General features: G+C 51.1%; 17 protein-coding genes. 10 read left to right on the forward strand and 7 right to left on the reverse strand.

Features of this window, described 5'->3' with window-relative positions; genetic code table 11:
• Window position 1: 1 nt before the first annotated feature.
• Window positions 2-679: a heavy metal response regulator transcription factor gene (locus P2G88_RS16620; RefSeq protein ID WP_275797996.1), complete on the reverse strand. Its 678-nt coding sequence runs from the start codon at window positions 677-679 to the stop codon at window positions 2-4.
• Between the two features lie 155 nt (window positions 680-834).
• On the opposite strand from P2G88_RS16620, the gene P2G88_RS16625 reads away from it, so the two are divergent.
• The 10 genes from P2G88_RS16625 to P2G88_RS16670 all read left to right on the forward strand — a co-directional run bounded on the left by P2G88_RS16625 (window position 835) and on the right by P2G88_RS16670 (window position 9,214).
• Complete coding sequence (locus P2G88_RS16625; RefSeq protein ID WP_275797998.1) at window positions 835-2,643, forward strand: copper resistance system multicopper oxidase; 1,809 nt, start codon at window positions 835-837, stop codon at window positions 2,641-2,643.
• Window positions 2,640-3,536: a copper resistance protein B gene (locus P2G88_RS16630; protein ID WP_275798000.1), complete on the forward strand. Its 897-nt coding sequence runs from the start codon at window positions 2,640-2,642 to the stop codon at window positions 3,534-3,536. Before P2G88_RS16625 ends, P2G88_RS16630 begins: the two co-directional genes overlap by 4 nt.
• 24 nt (window positions 3,537-3,560) lie before the next feature.
• Window positions 3,561-3,848 carry a hypothetical protein gene (locus tag P2G88_RS16635; protein ID WP_275798002.1) on the forward strand — a complete coding sequence of 96 codons (288 nt, stop codon included), beginning with the start codon at window positions 3,561-3,563 and terminating at the stop codon, window positions 3,846-3,848.
• A gap of 55 nt (window positions 3,849-3,903) precedes the next feature.
• Window positions 3,904-4,458 (forward strand): cytochrome c, encoded by a 555-nt coding sequence (locus tag P2G88_RS16640; protein ID WP_275798004.1) that lies wholly within the window; start codon window positions 3,904-3,906, stop codon window positions 4,456-4,458.
• Between the two features lie 18 nt (window positions 4,459-4,476).
• Complete coding sequence (locus P2G88_RS16645; RefSeq protein WP_275798006.1) at window positions 4,477-4,941, forward strand: nuclear transport factor 2 family protein; 465 nt, start codon at window positions 4,477-4,479, stop codon at window positions 4,939-4,941.
• A 171-nt stretch (window positions 4,942-5,112) separates the two neighbouring features.
• Window positions 5,113-5,535 carry a MerR family DNA-binding protein gene (locus P2G88_RS16650; RefSeq protein WP_275798008.1) on the forward strand — a complete coding sequence of 141 codons (423 nt, stop codon included), beginning with the start codon at window positions 5,113-5,115 and terminating at the stop codon, window positions 5,533-5,535.
• The gene (locus P2G88_RS16655) at window positions 5,532-8,099 is read left to right on the forward strand and encodes a heavy metal translocating P-type ATPase (RefSeq protein WP_275798011.1); all 2,568 of its coding nucleotides are present in this window, start codon (window positions 5,532-5,534) and stop codon (window positions 8,097-8,099) included. Before P2G88_RS16650 ends, P2G88_RS16655 begins: the two co-directional genes overlap by 4 nt.
• Window positions 8,096-8,449: a cupredoxin domain-containing protein gene (locus P2G88_RS16660; RefSeq protein ID WP_275798013.1), complete on the forward strand. Its 354-nt coding sequence runs from the start codon at window positions 8,096-8,098 to the stop codon at window positions 8,447-8,449. The genes P2G88_RS16655 and P2G88_RS16660 overlap by 4 nt, the downstream gene beginning before the upstream one ends.
• A 21-nt stretch (window positions 8,450-8,470) precedes the next feature.
• The gene (locus P2G88_RS16665) at window positions 8,471-8,716 is read left to right on the forward strand and encodes a DUF5676 family membrane protein (RefSeq protein ID WP_275798016.1); all 246 of its coding nucleotides are present in this window, start codon (window positions 8,471-8,473) and stop codon (window positions 8,714-8,716) included.
• A gap of 126 nt (window positions 8,717-8,842) precedes the next feature.
• Complete coding sequence (locus tag P2G88_RS16670; protein ID WP_275798017.1) at window positions 8,843-9,214, forward strand: VOC family protein; 372 nt, start codon at window positions 8,843-8,845, stop codon at window positions 9,212-9,214.
• Between the two features lie 75 nt (window positions 9,215-9,289).
• On the opposite strand, the gene P2G88_RS16675 is transcribed toward P2G88_RS16670, so the two are convergent.
• From P2G88_RS16675 to P2G88_RS16700, 6 genes are all read right to left on the reverse strand, one after another.
• A complete protein-coding gene (locus P2G88_RS16675) occupies window positions 9,290-9,976 on the reverse strand; it encodes a DUF4336 domain-containing protein (protein WP_275798019.1) in 687 nt (228 codons plus the stop codon).
• A gap of 190 nt (window positions 9,977-10,166) precedes the next feature.
• The gene (locus P2G88_RS16680) at window positions 10,167-10,376 is read right to left on the reverse strand and encodes a GDCCVxC domain-containing (seleno)protein (RefSeq protein ID WP_275798021.1); all 210 of its coding nucleotides are present in this window, start codon (window positions 10,374-10,376) and stop codon (window positions 10,167-10,169) included.
• A gap of 14 nt (window positions 10,377-10,390) precedes the next feature.
• Window positions 10,391-11,242 carry a DUF6544 family protein gene (locus tag P2G88_RS16685; protein ID WP_275798023.1) on the reverse strand — a complete coding sequence of 284 codons (852 nt, stop codon included), beginning with the start codon at window positions 11,240-11,242 and terminating at the stop codon, window positions 10,391-10,393.
• The gene (locus tag P2G88_RS16690) at window positions 11,239-12,165 is read right to left on the reverse strand and encodes a hypothetical protein (RefSeq protein ID WP_275798025.1); all 927 of its coding nucleotides are present in this window, start codon (window positions 12,163-12,165) and stop codon (window positions 11,239-11,241) included. The genes P2G88_RS16685 and P2G88_RS16690 overlap by 4 nt, the downstream gene beginning before the upstream one ends.
• A gap of 176 nt (window positions 12,166-12,341) precedes the next feature.
• Window positions 12,342-13,559, reverse strand: a complete 1,218-nt coding sequence (locus P2G88_RS16695; protein WP_275798027.1) for a serine hydrolase — start codon at window positions 13,557-13,559, stop codon at window positions 12,342-12,344.
• Window positions 13,560-13,691: 132 nt separating this feature from the next.
• Window positions 13,692-14,528 carry a hypothetical protein gene (locus P2G88_RS16700; protein ID WP_275798029.1) on the reverse strand — a complete coding sequence of 279 codons (837 nt, stop codon included), beginning with the start codon at window positions 14,526-14,528 and terminating at the stop codon, window positions 13,692-13,694.
• Between the last annotated feature and the right edge of the window lie 349 nt (window positions 14,529-14,877).

Here is a 14,877-nt window from a genome sequence, read left to right on the forward strand (position 1 = left end):
ATCAGGCTTCCACATCCAGTTTATAACCTACTCCCCTTACGGTGTGGATGAGCTTTAATTCATAGGGATCATCCACTTTCGCCCTCAGACGCCTAATGGCCACATCAATGACATTAGTATCACTGTCGAAATTCATATCCCAGACTTGCGAAGCAATTGACGAGCGCGTGAGTACTTCACCACGATGCCTTGCCAGCAGTTCAAGCAGGGCAAACTCTTTGTTGGTCAGATTTAGTCGCTGTTGGTGGCGAAAGGCTTTGTGTTTAGGCAGATCTAACATCAGATCTTCTATCTCAAGCCTGTCGGGTTGACTTTGTTTAGCTCCCCTGCGCAACAAGGTGCGCACTCTGGCGAGTAATTCGGCAAAGGCAAAAGGTTTCACCAAATAGTCGTCGGCACCGGCTTCCAAGCCATTGATTTTGTCTTCCAACCGGTCTCTGGCCGTTAAAAACATCACCGGAACATCTGCGTCTTTTTCACGTATGCGTTTCAGAATTTGCCAACCATTAATGTCCGGCAGCATCACATCAAGGATCACCAAATCAAAAACTTCGCTGGCGGCAAAATGATAACCGTCTAATCCGTTGCGACACAGCTGCACAAGGAAACCAGCCTCTTCCAGTCCTTTTTTCAAGTAGTCGCCAATCTTTACTTCATCCTCAATTACCAGTAGTCGCATAGCATCTGTCGTCACTTGAATATGTTTTCCACACTAGCAGTGAATGCCGTCATCTGCATTACCGCTTCATTACATCTTTGTCATCTTGCCGTCATGTCACTGTCAGCCCACAGACACTAAGCTTTAGGAATTCTCAGCATCCAAGAGTCAACAAGGTGACCGACAACTGCTTTCCTAATCTTCCCCGCCGACGGTTTGTGCAAGGGCTGGTTTCCGGCTCGGTGGCATTGAGTTTAGGCCTACCGGGAGCGGTGGTTGCCGGCCCCGGAACAGTCTATGGGACACAAAGTCCGGCTACCCTCACGGGCACGGAATTTGATTTGGTGATAGACGAAACGCCGGTAAATTTTACCGGACAAAGCCGTATGGCCACTACCATAAACGGCTCGATTCCCGCCCCTACCCTAGTCTGGAAAGAGGGTGAGACTGTCACCTTACGGGTTAAAAACCAGATGAATAAACCCACCTCCATCCACTGGCACGGCATCATTCTGCCTTATCAGATGGACGGCGTACCCGGCATCAGCTTTGCCGGTATCGCCCCCGGACAAACCTTCACTTATCAGTTTAAGGTCCAGCAAAACGGCACCTATTGGTATCACTCCCATACCGGCTTTCAGGAAATGACCGGCATGTACGGCGCCATTATCATCCTGCCCGGACAGGCTGAATCTGCCAAGGCTGACAGGGATTTTGTGGTGCAGCTTTCCGATTGGACCGACGAAGATCCCATGGCGGTGTTTGCCAAACTTAAGCAGCAAAGCGATTACTACAATTACAACCAGCCCACGGTGCGGGATTTCTTTGCCGATATGTCCCGTTACGGATTAAGTGATGCGTTGGCCATGCGCAAAATGTGGAATGAAATGCGCATGAATCCGACGGATTTGGCCGATCTTTCTGCCTCCACGTTAACCTTTTTACTTAACGGCCAACCTGCCAACGGCAACTGGACAGGCATTTTTAAACCCGGTGAAACCATCAAGTTGCGTTTTATCAACGGCGCCAGCAACAGCTTTTTCGATGTGCGTATTCCCGGCCTTAAGATGACCGTGATCGCTGCCGACGGTCAGGATTTGGAGCCGGTCAGCGTAGATGAATTCCGCTTTGGTCCGGGTGAAACCTACGATGTGCTGGTAAAGCCCAGCGACGATGCGCACACTATCTTTGCCCAATCCATGGATCGCACTGGCTACGCCAAAGGCACCCTGGCGGTGCAAGCCGGCCTCAGTGCGCCGGTGCCTATGCTGGATAAGCCTCAATGGCTGACCATGGAGGATATGATGGGCAAGATGCAGCACGCCGGACACAGTATGGACGGACACGCACAACATCAAAGTGCACAACGCGGCGAGCATGATAAGCATAAGATGCATGGCGCCATGGCCATGGATCACAGCCAACACAAAATGGCCCACAATCCACTGCGAAAACCTTCCCAGTCGGTTCGCCATGCTCGCACCGAATATGGTCCGTCAGTGGATATGCGGTTGGATATGCCGCGTACCAATCTGGACGATCCGGGCATAGGTCTTCGTGACAATCAGCGCCGGGTGCTGACCCTGGCCGACCAAAGAAGCCGTGCTGACGTGCTCGATGACAAACGTATACCTGACACCGAGATTGAGTTGCACCTGACCGGTAATATGGAGCGTTACAGTTGGTCTATCGATGGCCTGGAGTTTGGCCAGAGTACGCCAGTGTTTATGCCCCATGGTCAGCGTATCCGGGTGATCTTACAAAACGACACGATGATGACCCACCCCATGCACCTCCACGGTATGTGGAGTGATCTGGAAACGGACAACGGCGAGCTGTCGGCCAGGCGTCATACCATCCCGGTGCAGCCGGCCCAGCGCATTAGTTTTTTAACCACGCCACATGATCTGGGCCGTTGGGCCTGGCATTGTCATTTGCTGTTTCATATGGACGCGGGCATGTTCCGCGAGGTGGTGGTGGCATGACAAGCCTGAAGAATGCAACGCTTAGTCTGGGTATTGGGCTGACACTCTTGGCCACGGCAGCACTGGGCCAGCAGGATCACAGTGCACATAGTGGGCACAGCATGACCGACAAGTCAGAACCGCCTGCAATGGAGCATCGTGACATGCAAATGCAAGGCGGCGAAGCACCACCAGATGCAAGGGATCCCCATGCCTATTCAGGCGGCTTTACCCTGACAGAGGGGCCGTATGCTATGCCAGCTCCGCGGCAACTGGTGCTGGCCGATGAACATATCTTCTGGTCTGTCATCGGTGATCGTTTCGAGTATGCCAGTAAAGGCGAAATTCTTGAATACGATCTCCAGGGCTGGGTTGGCACCACCTTCAACCGTTTAGTGATTAAGGCGGAAGGCGAATTGAGTAAGGGAGACTGGGAAGAAAGTCAAACCGAGTTTCTGTGGTCCAGGGCCCACACCGCTTATTTTGATGCCCAGATTGGGGTACGCCTGGATGTTTATGATGATGGTGAGAACCGAGAGTGGCTGGCCGCCGGACTGCAAGGCTTGGCCCCCTATTGGTTTGAGCTGGATGTGACCGCCTATTTGGGCAGCGGTGGACGCACGGCATTGGCACTGGAAGCCGAGTATGAGTTATTACTAAGCCAACGTTGGGTTTTACAACCCCGTGCAGAGCTGACCATTTACGGCAAGGATGATGTGGAAAACCACTTAGGTAGTGGTTTATCCAGTAGCGCGGTCGGCCTCAGATTACGTTATGAAGTGTCCCGCCAATTTGCGCCCTATGTTGGTATTGAGTGGCGCAACCAATATGGCAAAACCGAAGAATTTGCCGAAATCGGCAATGAAAAAGCGGATAGCACACGTTATGTGGCGGGTATCCGTTTCTGGTTCTAATTAAGATTACTCTGGAGAAATACGATGAAAACACTACAACAACTTCTGTTCGTCGCTGGCTTGGCAGGCTTGTCTTTAACGGTCCAAGCCCATGATCCCAAAGAGCATATGAAAGACAGCGAAAAACCCAACTGTGAAGCCATGAAAGACATGGATCACGAGAAAATGGACATGAACAACCCGGTGCATCAGGCCATGATGAAAAAGTGCATGGCACAGATGCACGACATGGGTGAGATGAAAGGCATGGAAGGCCAGGATCACAGCCAGCATAAGGATGCCGCTAAAGAAAAATCGGAACATCAACACTAAGGCCAACAACGGGCCCCCTTTTTCGGGGCCCTAACTTCCCAAAGATTTGATTTTTATGAACAAAAATACGTTTTCCTGCGCCAAGTGCCTGCTCGTTGTTATTCTGCTGATCCTGGCCGGGATACTGGGCTTTGTTTACAGTGGTTGGTACCCCATCGGGGCCGATAACAAACACCATGCCTTGACCTATTGGGCCCTGGAAACCCTGCGTGAGCGCTCTATTGCCAGGGCCTCTGCAGATATCAGCGTGCCCGGGGATTTGGACAGCCCCGAACGATTGCTGGCCGGCGGTCCGGACTACCATGAAATGTGCTCCGGTTGCCATTTACAGCCGGCGAAAGCGCAGAGCGACTTCACCCTGGGACTCTACCCTGCGCCGCCGAATCTGACCGAGGCCAAATCCGGCCAGATTTCAACAACAGAAAATCAGCGCACCTTTTGGATCATCAAACATGGCATCAAGGCCTCGGGCATGCCGTCCTGGGCGCCAGGTCATGATGATGAGCGTATCTGGAGTATGGTGGCCTTTATTAATCGCTTACCGGAGTTATCAGCAAGCGAATATCAGATTTTAACCAGTCGTACTGACGACAACGGACATGCACATTAAAACAACAGGAGACATGCAATGTTAAAAACCATAAATGTATTGGCCTTAGCCCTACTGATGGCGTCCGCCAACGCCCACGAGCAAAACCCGGCACCGCAAGCCGGTCAATTCAGCGGGCTGGAAAGTGAAGCTGCCAAGGTCGTGCAAGCCTTTCACCAGGCACTGACCACTGGGAATGCCGAACAGGCCAAAACCCTGCTTGCCGACGATGTGGTGATTTATGAGGGTGGCGGTATCGAGCGTTCTGCTGCTGAATATGCCGCCCACCATATGCAGGCAGATATGAAATATCTGGCCGCCGTTCACAGCCAACCCCTGGAGCACCATGTGCAGGTCAATCAGGATAGCGCTTATTCGCTGTCTGTCAGTCATGTGACCGGCCAATACAAAGATAAGGAGGTTGATTATAAGGGGATGGAAACCATGGTACTGGTGAAGACCGATGCTGGCTGGAAAATTAAGCATATTCACTGGTCAAACTGAATGTAATCAGCAATATCTGGTGATTAAATATTTTAATAGTAAGGCTTGAGCTGTGAGCAACTCATAGGTTTAAAGTGAACCATAGATGCTCCAATGTGGAGTTATCAACAGAGGATGTGTAGACCAGAACCAATCTGAACCTTCCATCTAAATGACATGAGGATTAACACTATGCAGGTTGCTCAGCTAGCCGACGCGCTGAATATCAGTCGCGATACGCTCAGGTACTATGTGCGAATTGGGCTTATCAGTCCCAACCGTAGCCAGGATAACGGCTATCAGCAGTTTGGTGCGCAAGATGTCAGGCGCATGAAATTCGTATTAAGCGCCAGGGCGCTGGGTTTTTCGCTGGACGATGTAAAACAGCTTTTGGCCGATGCCGACAAAGGTCAAAGCCCCTGCCCCCACGCTCGGGACATGATTGATAAACGCCTGGCGCAAATGGAGCAGCGCCTGGCGGATATGCAGCAGTTACTGGCACAGATGAAAGCCGCCAAAGCGGCTTGGTCAACGTTGCCTGATACCCCACCCACAGGTCAGATGATTTGCCACTTAATCGAAGGCGTTAGCGCGAGAAAGGGAGAATCAGCATGACCGCTCAAAAATCAAGTGGCTGCAATACTCCATCCGATACCCAAGAAGTGAAAAATTCGATGGAAAACGACACTAAACAAGGCAGCAACCCGTACTGCTGCCACTCATCCAAGCACAAAACACCGGATGATTCGGCATGTGAAAGCCATCATCACGAAAAGCATGACAATGTTAAGCCCGACAATGGACAGGCCTGCCATCCTGAACCTGAGCCATCCAGTGATAACCAACAAGATGCCTGTGAACTGCAGCATAACAGTGACCATCCAGAACGCGGCGGACATTCCCATGCCGGACATTCCCATGCTGAACATTCACATTCATCTACCGAACAATTGTTGCTTATTGACGGTGCCAGTTGCGCCAGTTGCGTGAACAAGATTGAAACCGCCCTTAACGCTGTGCCCGGCGTTGAAAAGGCGCAGATGAATTTTGCCGATCGCTCAGTACGGGTTGTGGGCAATGCCCAGACGCAAGACCTGATTAGTGCCGTGGAAAAAGCCGGTTATCACGCCAAAACCGCCGAACATAGCGAGTCGGCCGACTTGCTTGAGGAAAAGGAAAAGGCCGACTGGCAGTACTACAAAACCCTGCTTCGGCATACTACTGTGGCCTTGGCTTTAGGTATTCCGCTGATGCTCTACGGCATGCTGGGCGGTGAAATGTCCATCCACAATGAGACCCAACGTCTGGGCTGGGGCTTAGTGGGACTGGCGACCCTGGCGGTGATGGTTGTATCGGGTAGACATTTTTATATCGGTGCCTGGAAATCCCTGCAAAATCATAATGCCAATATGGACACCCTGATTGCCCTGGGTACAGGCACAGCCTGGGTGTATTCCATGATGGTCGTGATGTTTCCCGAATGGCTGCCGCAGTTGGCCCGCCACGTCTATTTTGAGGCTACGGCGATGATCATCGGTTTGATTGATTTGGGCCTGGCGCTGGAGATTAAAGCCCGTGGCAAGACCTCGCAAGCCATCAAGCGCCTGATCGGTTTGCAAGCCAAAACCGCAAGACTGGTTGAAGACGATCAAGAACGGGATATTGCTATAGACCAGGTGCAAAAAGGCCAGGTTTTGCGGGTGCGCCCCGGTGAAAAAATCCCGGTAGACGGCGAGGTCATTGAAGGCCAATCCAGTATCGATGAATCCATGCTCACCGGTGAGCCCATGCCGGTGCAAAAATCCACCGGCGATGAGGTGGTGGCCGGTACCTTGAACAAAAGCGGCAGCTTGTTATTTAAAGCCACCCGGGTGGGCAAAGATACCGCCCTGGCGCAAATTATCAATATGGTAAAACGGGCGCAAAATGCCAAACCACCCATTGGCAGGCTGGCCGATAGCATCGCCGCTTACTTTGTGCCGGTGGTAATGATCATTGCCATCCTAAGCGCCTTAATTTGGCTTAACTTTGGTCCCGACCCTAGTGTGGCTTATGCGGTCATCGCCGCGACCACGGTACTGATTATTGCCTGTCCTTGTGCGTTGGGCCTGGCTACGCCGATGTCGGTGATGGTCGGCGTGGGAAAAGCCGCCGAAGCCGGAGTGCTGATCCGAAACGGTGAAGCCCTGCAACTGGCCTCGAAGATTGAAGTCATGGTTTTGGATAAAACCGGCACCGTCACCGAGGGCAAGCCTAAGGTTACCGATATAGTGGTGTTTAATGACACAGACCAGGACCAGGTGCTAAAAGACGTCGCCAGCCTGGAAGCAGGCTCTGAGCATCCCCTGGCCCAGGCTATTGTGGAGTCGGCCAAAGAGAAAGGCATCACACCGGCGAAAATCCAGAGCTTTAATGCCATCACCGGCCAAGGTGTGGAAGGCGAACTGGCAGGGTCCCGGCTACTTTTCGGCAACCACAAGCTGATGCAGGACAAATCTGTTGAATTGGGTGACGGCAGACAGCAGGCCCAGCAACTGGCCGAGCAGGCAAAGACGCCCATGTATTTTGCCAAAGACGGCAAACTGGTGGCCATTATTGCCGTGGCTGATCCGGTAAAAACCGACTCTGTTTCCGCCATAAAACGTCTGCAGGCACTGGGCATTCGCCTGGTGATGCTGACCGGCGATAACCAGGCCACCGCCAAAGCCATTGCCCACCAGGTGGGTATTGATGATTTTATTGCCGAGGTGTTGCCACAGGACAAAGCCGCGAAAATCGAAGCCTTACAGCAATCCGGCGCCATTGTGGCGATGACCGGCGACGGCATTAACGATGCCCCAGCCCTGGCTAAAGCCGATGTGGGTTTTGCCATCGGCACCGGTACCGATGTGGCCATTGAAAGCGCCGACATCACCCTGATGCGCGGCTCACTGCACGGCCTGGCCGATGCCATTGCGGTGAGCAAAGCCACCCTTGGCAATATTAAACAAAACCTGTTTGGCGCCTTTATCTACAACGTGGCCGGGATCCCGATTGCGGCGGGACTGCTCTACCCTTTCTTTGGCCTTTTGTTAAGCCCGGTGATAGCCGGTGCGGCCATGGCCTTTTCATCACTGACGGTGGTCAGTAATGCCAATCGCCTGAGGTTATTCAAAGTGGGACAAGGGGAAAGATCATGATGCTGGTGAATCTGTTGGGTTTGGCCCTGATTGGCCTGATTATCTGGTGGTTTTGGCTGTATAAGGCGGAAAGCCAGCCGGTGAGCGATGGACAGGTAAAAATTTTGGTGAAGGATGGCAGCTATCAACCGGCCAAACTTACCCTTAAGGCCGGCACACCGATAACGTTGGTATTTCAGCGAGAGGACGCGTCGCCCTGTGCAGAGCTGGTGGTATTTCCCAGCCTTGAGCTGAGCGAAACCCTGCCCCTGGGTAAATCTGTCCGTATACAACTTCCTCGCCTGGATAAGGGAAACTATCCCTTTCATTGCCAGATGCAGATGTATCGCGGGGAAATAACGGTTGTTTAACCAATTTGATTGGAGAAACCCATGAAACTATCTACTTTACCCTTCGCCCTTGCCTGGGCGGGGGCGGCATTGGTGTTCTATCTGGTGCTTGCCATTTTGCTATGGTTGCTGCCCGGTCCAATGAATATGATGATGCATAGCGATATGCAGCAAGGCGATTGGCAGATGGGGCTGATTGGCTTGTTGCTGGGGGGAGCGGCCTTGGCCGCCCTTTTCTTTGTCTGGGGCTATCTGGTTGCGTTTTTTTATAATCGTATTAACGGTTAACTGTTTGGGCATTAATTACCGGTCAACATCTCATGTTGGCCCAGTTTTCTGCATTCCTCCGATGACATCACGGCCCTTTGTTTAAACTACACTTTACAAGCCTTAATCAATCAAAGAAGAACTAGTATGAACCCCAATCCTGTAGGCTGGTTTGAAATTCCGGTCACCGATATGGAACGCGCAAAGGCCTTCTATCAGTCCGCATTTGGCTACGGTTTTGAAATGATGGACATGGGCCCGGAAAAAATGGCCATGTTTCCTTTTGACCATGAGCAGCCCAATTGCAGCGGCGCTTTGGTCAAAGGTGCGGGCTACCAACCCATCAGCCAAGGCATTTTGGTCTATTTTAGCGTCGAAGAAGTCACGCAGACCCTAAATAAGATTGAGAAGGCCGGCGGCAAAACTGTGCAGGAAAAAATGCCCATCGGTGAGCATGGCTTTATTGGTTTATTTTTGGATACCGAGGGGAATCGTTTGGGGCTGCATTCCCGTGAGTAATGGGTTGAATCACAAAGACACAGGGCAGTTCTGATCTTATGGTCTTGCTCCGTGGGTCTCACTGCGTAGTTAAGCCTACTTCAACCAACTAAATGACTTAGCCAGAAACGCCTCGGTATTTTCCTTTACGACTTCGCCGTGGGCCATGACTAATATTTTCGGCTGCCAAGACAACATTTTTTCAAAGTGATGGCGGGCCTGGGTTTTGCCGAATATAAAGCTTAAACGCCAATCCAGCGGCGTCTTGCCCTTTGGCGCAAGAATACCCGCGCCCTTGGCAAGGATCTTTTGCCACCAGTTAAATTCATGGCCGGAAAAGTTTTCCACCAAATCCGTTACCACCAGGGTTTTGGAATCCTTATGGAAAAACACGCACTCTTGCATCGCCGGTGAGCCGGAAAATAGCAGCTGTTCGATCTCCCCTTGCCACGGCCAGCTGCATGAGGCGTTTAACGAACCGCTAAAATCAATGTCAGTGCGTTTCTTAATAACTTCATCGGTACCGTAAGCTTGTGCGCTGGGATAGGCTGTTTGCCAATCCGGCAAAAAAAGGTGGTGCAATTGATTTGGGGCTATCAGGTAAGTAACCTTACCCAGAGATTCAAGCTGGACTTTAATGGCGGAGGTTAAGCGGATGGGGCTATGCACCCACAGCTCGCCGCTGCTGAGTCGAACTACCGTCATACGGGTAGAATAGGGCAAACAAAAAAACGGCACGGATTCGCCATCATATATCCATATATTACGCGCGAGTTCTTCCATGTTGTGTTTCCCTTGTGGCCAATCCAATTGGGCCCATCTTATATTGCCTGCTGACACTTTTCCTCAGTATATCGGCCAGTTATCTTAACCTCGCCGCCAGTTTCCCCCGAAAAACTGAGCTGTTTGAATTGGTACATCTGATGCAGAAAAACACCTAATCGCAGTCAATCCCAGAGAAAGGCGCTGGTTATCAGCAGCAACAATCGCCCTTCTGAACCGGTGGACATTTCACCGTGCCGTAAGAGCAATACACACAACAATCACCAGGTTTAGGTTTTAACAGGGTTTTACAAGACTGGCATTCATAGAAAAACTGACATGCGTTGGTGGGCATGATTTCTTCTTTACTATGCCCACAATAAGGACAGGTAATCACCGTTTCTAAAATTACATCTGCCATTATTTTCTCTTGTTTTAAACATTCGCGAAGTCATGGTGAATAGCGGTAATTCTTCCCCGCCAATAGGGTTTCTCGCCGGACTCGGTTAGCCAAGCCACTTCGCCTTGCATTGGAATACGCATTCCGTTTCGCTCCTGGTAGTTCCAAAAACGCCCTTGCCAGGGGGTGGGTACACAGTTTTTTCCATCGAAACGCCCCCTTGCAGGCGAATAGACTCGGGTAATTTCGCCTCTGTCGTTAAAGGTAAACCGCAAACTGACGCTGACATCGCCGTCAACCAGGCTGGCCCAGGCACTGTTGGCATCTTCTGCCTGCCATTGGACACCCTGGCTGGGCAGCAATGCTGAGGGATACCAAGCCGCTTCAGCCAGATAGCGCATCAGTTCGCCTTTGGCGATCTCTTGCTTATCCTGCAGGCGCACTAAGGGCAGAATACCCCACAGGCTGGCTTTTAATATCCCCTCACCTGCCACGTAGGCATCATGCACCCAGGCCCAAAGCCCCGGTGCCACCTTTATTTTGCCGTACCAATCGAAGCCGGGGCGCGAGGTTGTGACAATCTGATCAGATGTGAAGGGCTTCCAATCTTTCTTATCTTTGCCCATGTTGAAGGTGCCTTGGTGCATAACCTCGATACGCTCCACCACCGACTGCTTGTCCTTTAAGGCCATGCAAAAAAATCGCTGTACTATATCCGGAAGATCACGCAACTCAGTAACATCCGCCCGACAAACCGGCCTCTTTTGACGGTGCAGCAACAGACGTTCTTGCAGTCGCTGACCAAACTGATACCACCGAAATACGCCAATGGCCAAGACCAGCAGCAACAGAATGACAATGGATATGAAAAACACAGACGTACTCATACACTGACCAGCAAATCGTCGAGGTGACGTCTGGAACTGGCCGGCAACTCTTGGGCCGGATATCCCATACGCAGCAATATTTGAGGGTGGGCTTCACCTAATAGTTCGCTAAGTTCCTGTCTAAGCGCGGCAATCTGAATAGGTTGATTTGAATAAGCACTTTGTAACCCGTGCTGGCAACCTTGCTGCAATAGTCGTTGCAATGCCTGGCCGGTGCAAAGCCAATCTTCTCTGCTATCGCCCTGGCTGCATAGAAGCAGCAGTAAAGGAGCTCCCTCGACCAATTGCTTATCTTTAGCGCCAATGCCCTTACCCATATTCAGGAAACGTACCGCCATTTTTGCCAAGGGCGCCAGCAAGCGTGACACCGCCAATCCATCGCCTTGCTGTTTGGCGTGTATCCAGGCAGCCAGTTCATGCCGCCAGGCTGGATTGTTCCACTGAATTTCATCACCCCGTTGTACCAGTTCCGCTATTTGATGTTTATGCGACCCATTGTCCAGCCACACCAGGTAGATGCCTTCCCAATTCGCCGCTTTCTCTATGTCTTGTCGCACTAGTGATGGGATGGTTTCTTCTTTGAAAGGCTTGCGATGAGTACGTCGCTTATCCATATAACTGGCAAGCATGCCTTCCTGAACAGGGCTAAAGCTTGTCTCTGATATCAAAACACTGGCCACAAGTTCAGGCTTAAGGTCATCGGGAAAAAGCTGAATCTTGGCATCAAAACCCAAACTTGCCGCAGTAAGGCGCAGATTCATCAGTGCGCAACCACAGCTAATCATCAGCTCACGGTCTTGAGGATCATTGATTGGCAGGGCCCGGCTGTCATCGGCAAAAAGGTAAATGGTTGAGTCCTTAACGCCAAAGCGCCAGGGCTGGGTGTTATGGCTGGAGGGAGCATAGCTGGCCAGACGAAGCATAGACCTTATTTCAGGCGCAAGGCGTGATGCATTTAAGCGCTCGTTCGTTTTTCGCATTGACCTGTATCTGGAATTACATGGCAATACTGAGCAGTGTAGTACCTAAACCTTTTTCGCCACTTGCGATAGATCAATCCCGGCGGCCAGCATTGACCAGGAATTGAATAGCTATGCTATCACTTCTTGAGTAAATACGCCGCCAGAGCCTCAAATGCCGGCAAAGAAGTTGGATCTATATGGGCATTTTTAGCTTTAGGGAAGGATGCAAAACGCACAACAACCATTTGCGCGACAGGATCTATATAAATGGTCTGTCCATGTACGCCCCTTGCTGAATAGGCGCCGTGCTTATTGTGTAGCAGCCACCACATACTTTTATAACTTCCTCCTACCAAGGAGGCATATCCGGCCTTGGTAAAAACCTGTTTGTCGCCCCCAGCGCGAATATTGTCGACGACCTGCTTAGGAAAGAGTTGCTCACCATAAAGCTTGCCGCCATTAAGCATCAACAAACCGAGTCGTCCAAGATCGCGCAGTCCTGCACTGAGACCACCGCCGGCAAATGGCGTACCCAGGGCATCCACTGTCATATAGCCATCCTGCTCTGCCCCTATCCTCTGCCAAATGCGCTTTGATAATAGCCTGGTGTAATCCTGTCCTGATACCCGAGAAATAATCCATCCCAGCGCATCGGAATTTACCGTTTTGTAGCCAAAGGCCTGGCCGTGCTCCCCAGACTTGCGGACGCCTTGCAGATATTCGAAATAGCCATTGGGCCCCACATAGTCTTTGGCTTTAGGTAAAGGGCTTGCCGCTCTTGAGTATTGCCAGATATCGGCATTAGGATCGGCATAGTCCTCGCTGTAATCCAGCGCCGTAGTCATATCCATTACCTGGCGCACCGTGGCGCTACCAAAGGCGCTGTTTTTAAGTTCCGGAATGATGCTGTCTACCCTGGCACTTTCATCCAATTTGCCTTCGACCACCAGGATTTCCGCCAATAGGCCCGTTATCGACTTGGTCATTGACATAGCGGCATGTTTGCCCAATTCATCCAGACAGCCCAAATACCTTTCGTATACCACTTTGCCTTTGTGCAACACCAAGATGCCATCGGTATAGTTGGCCGACAGCGATTCTTGCCATGTCATTTGGGTATTGCTGCCCGTTGGCATAAAGCTTATATCGTCAATACCGGGGTCTAAGTCATACTCCAGGGCCTTGGGGGCGCCAAGGCCCCGTGAAACCTGTTTAGTGGGCATCAACTCGCGAATATGGCAAACCGTCCAGCGCATCTTGGGAAAACTGAAGAAATCAGATTCAGGCTGCATAATGCGTTTGTGTTCGGGAGGCGGAAAACCCTGCATCCATTGCATCACATTGGGATCTGACATATTGCTATCTAGTAAACTCTGGGCCCGTCCATCATCTATTTGCAGCACTGACAGACTGCAACAAAGCAACATAACTCTCTTCAGATTATTAGGTGATTTCATAGTCGGAGGGGTCCTTATCGGTATTGGTCGCTAGCGCAAAACAGGCTTCCAGTTTGCTTCTTGGTCCAGACAAAAGGTGACGTCTTTATCGATGGTGTTTGTGTCGTGTTGTTTAATTTGATAATTGAGCAAGCGGCACATTTCACCCTCTGCCGGTATGTATTGCTTTTGTGATATCACGCCGCTTCGACCTGATTGCGGATTGGACCAACTAAGGGCGTTGATAGCCCTATCGGTCTGTAACAAGATAGCGGTGTTTTTCCTGAGTAAAGCCAAATCCTGCTCTGTAATGGCCGCCGTTTCCGTTACGCCGCTGTTAAACAGGGCTTTGCCTAATCCGCCGAGAAACTCAAAGGGCATTTTGACAATGCCTGACAATACTCCTGTCACCGCACCCTCGGTGGCAACCTTGCCAATCTGTTTGGCTTCTCTGACAATGTTGTCCGCTTGCGACAACATTGGCGGAAGAGCTTCACGGGTTGTTTCCACTTCATCCAGTATCGATGGAACCATCAGACGCACGGCTTCAGCCTCCGCCAGCACGCCGGGAATATGGTGGTTGATGGCATTAATCTCCTCAAGAATCGCCGGGAAGTGCTGCCTGACGGCTGCTATCTCCTGCAGAATCAGCGGTACTTGTTCTCTGGTCAGGGACACTTCTTGCAAAATATCTGGTACCGGTGCCCTTAGTTGCTCAGCTTCTGCTATCAGCGCCTCGATTTGCCTTGCCGTTTTCTCCACCTCTATGATCGCCCTGGGGATCTGAGCATTTAAATCCGCCAGTTTAAGGGCAAAAAAACTGATGGCAGCCGCCAAACACACCACACTGATGGCCAGCAAGCCGAGAAAGAATGATCTCGTGTCCATATTCAGTCCCGCCCTGTTTTATCCATCTTGTTTATTGGGTTGCATGACACACCACTGTTGTCCTTCTCCAGAGAATCATTGCCTGTTAATTTTTCCCGCTTTCTATTACCCGGTATTGTGGGCGTTGGTCCATTGAATACCGAGCATTTTGCTTTTTGTGCCAAAACAACATAGTGCATGGATTGGATTGTTGCATCTGCAATGGTGTTGGCATGAAGAGAATTGCTCTTGTTCGCTGAGAGCCGGCAAATGATTCTATTTGCAGTTCTGTCTTGGGTTTGCTCCAGATCAAGGCTTCGTTCGGCTTTTCTGCAATGCATGGGATCTTGAAGTAGACTCAATGCTATTC

Source organism: Aliiglaciecola sp. CAU 1673 (assembly GCF_029223185.1).
Classification (GTDB): Bacteria; Pseudomonadota; Gammaproteobacteria; order Enterobacterales; family Alteromonadaceae; genus Bowmanella.

Bases quoted from the DNA above. Each gene is read 5' to 3' on its own strand.
- P2G88_RS16620 (WP_275797996.1), bottom strand. From the start codon at position 679: ATGCGACTACTGGTAATTGAGGATGAAGTAAAGATTGGCGACTACTTG.
- P2G88_RS16630 (WP_275798000.1), top strand. From the start codon at position 2,640: ATGACAAGCCTGAAGAATGCAACGCTTAGTCTGGGTATTGGGCTGACA.
- P2G88_RS16635 (WP_275798002.1), top strand. From the start codon at position 3,561: ATGAAAACACTACAACAACTTCTGTTCGTCGCTGGCTTGGCAGGCTTG.
- P2G88_RS16640 (WP_275798004.1), top strand. From the start codon at position 3,904: ATGAACAAAAATACGTTTTCCTGCGCCAAGTGCCTGCTCGTTGTTATT.
- P2G88_RS16645 (WP_275798006.1), top strand. From the start codon at position 4,477: ATGTTAAAAACCATAAATGTATTGGCCTTAGCCCTACTGATGGCGTCC.
- P2G88_RS16650 (WP_275798008.1), top strand. From the start codon at position 5,113: ATGCAGGTTGCTCAGCTAGCCGACGCGCTGAATATCAGTCGCGATACG.
- P2G88_RS16655 (WP_275798011.1), top strand. From the start codon at position 5,532: ATGACCGCTCAAAAATCAAGTGGCTGCAATACTCCATCCGATACCCAA.
- P2G88_RS16660 (WP_275798013.1), top strand. From the start codon at position 8,096: ATGATGCTGGTGAATCTGTTGGGTTTGGCCCTGATTGGCCTGATTATC.
- P2G88_RS16665 (WP_275798016.1), top strand. From the start codon at position 8,471: ATGAAACTATCTACTTTACCCTTCGCCCTTGCCTGGGCGGGGGCGGCA.
- P2G88_RS16670 (WP_275798017.1), top strand. From the start codon at position 8,843: ATGAACCCCAATCCTGTAGGCTGGTTTGAAATTCCGGTCACCGATATG.
- P2G88_RS16675 (WP_275798019.1), bottom strand. From the start codon at position 9,976: ATGGAAGAACTCGCGCGTAATATATGGATATATGATGGCGAATCCGTG.
- P2G88_RS16680 (WP_275798021.1), bottom strand. From the start codon at position 10,376: ATGGCAGATGTAATTTTAGAAACGGTGATTACCTGTCCTTATTGTGGG.
- P2G88_RS16685 (WP_275798023.1), bottom strand. From the start codon at position 11,242: ATGAGTACGTCTGTGTTTTTCATATCCATTGTCATTCTGTTGCTGCTG.
- P2G88_RS16690 (WP_275798025.1), bottom strand. From the start codon at position 12,165: ATGCTTCGTCTGGCCAGCTATGCTCCCTCCAGCCATAACACCCAGCCC.
- P2G88_RS16695 (WP_275798027.1), bottom strand. From the start codon at position 13,559: ATGTCAGATCCCAATGTGATGCAATGGATGCAGGGTTTTCCGCCTCCC.
- P2G88_RS16700 (WP_275798029.1), bottom strand. From the start codon at position 14,528: ATGGACACGAGATCATTCTTTCTCGGCTTGCTGGCCATCAGTGTGGTG.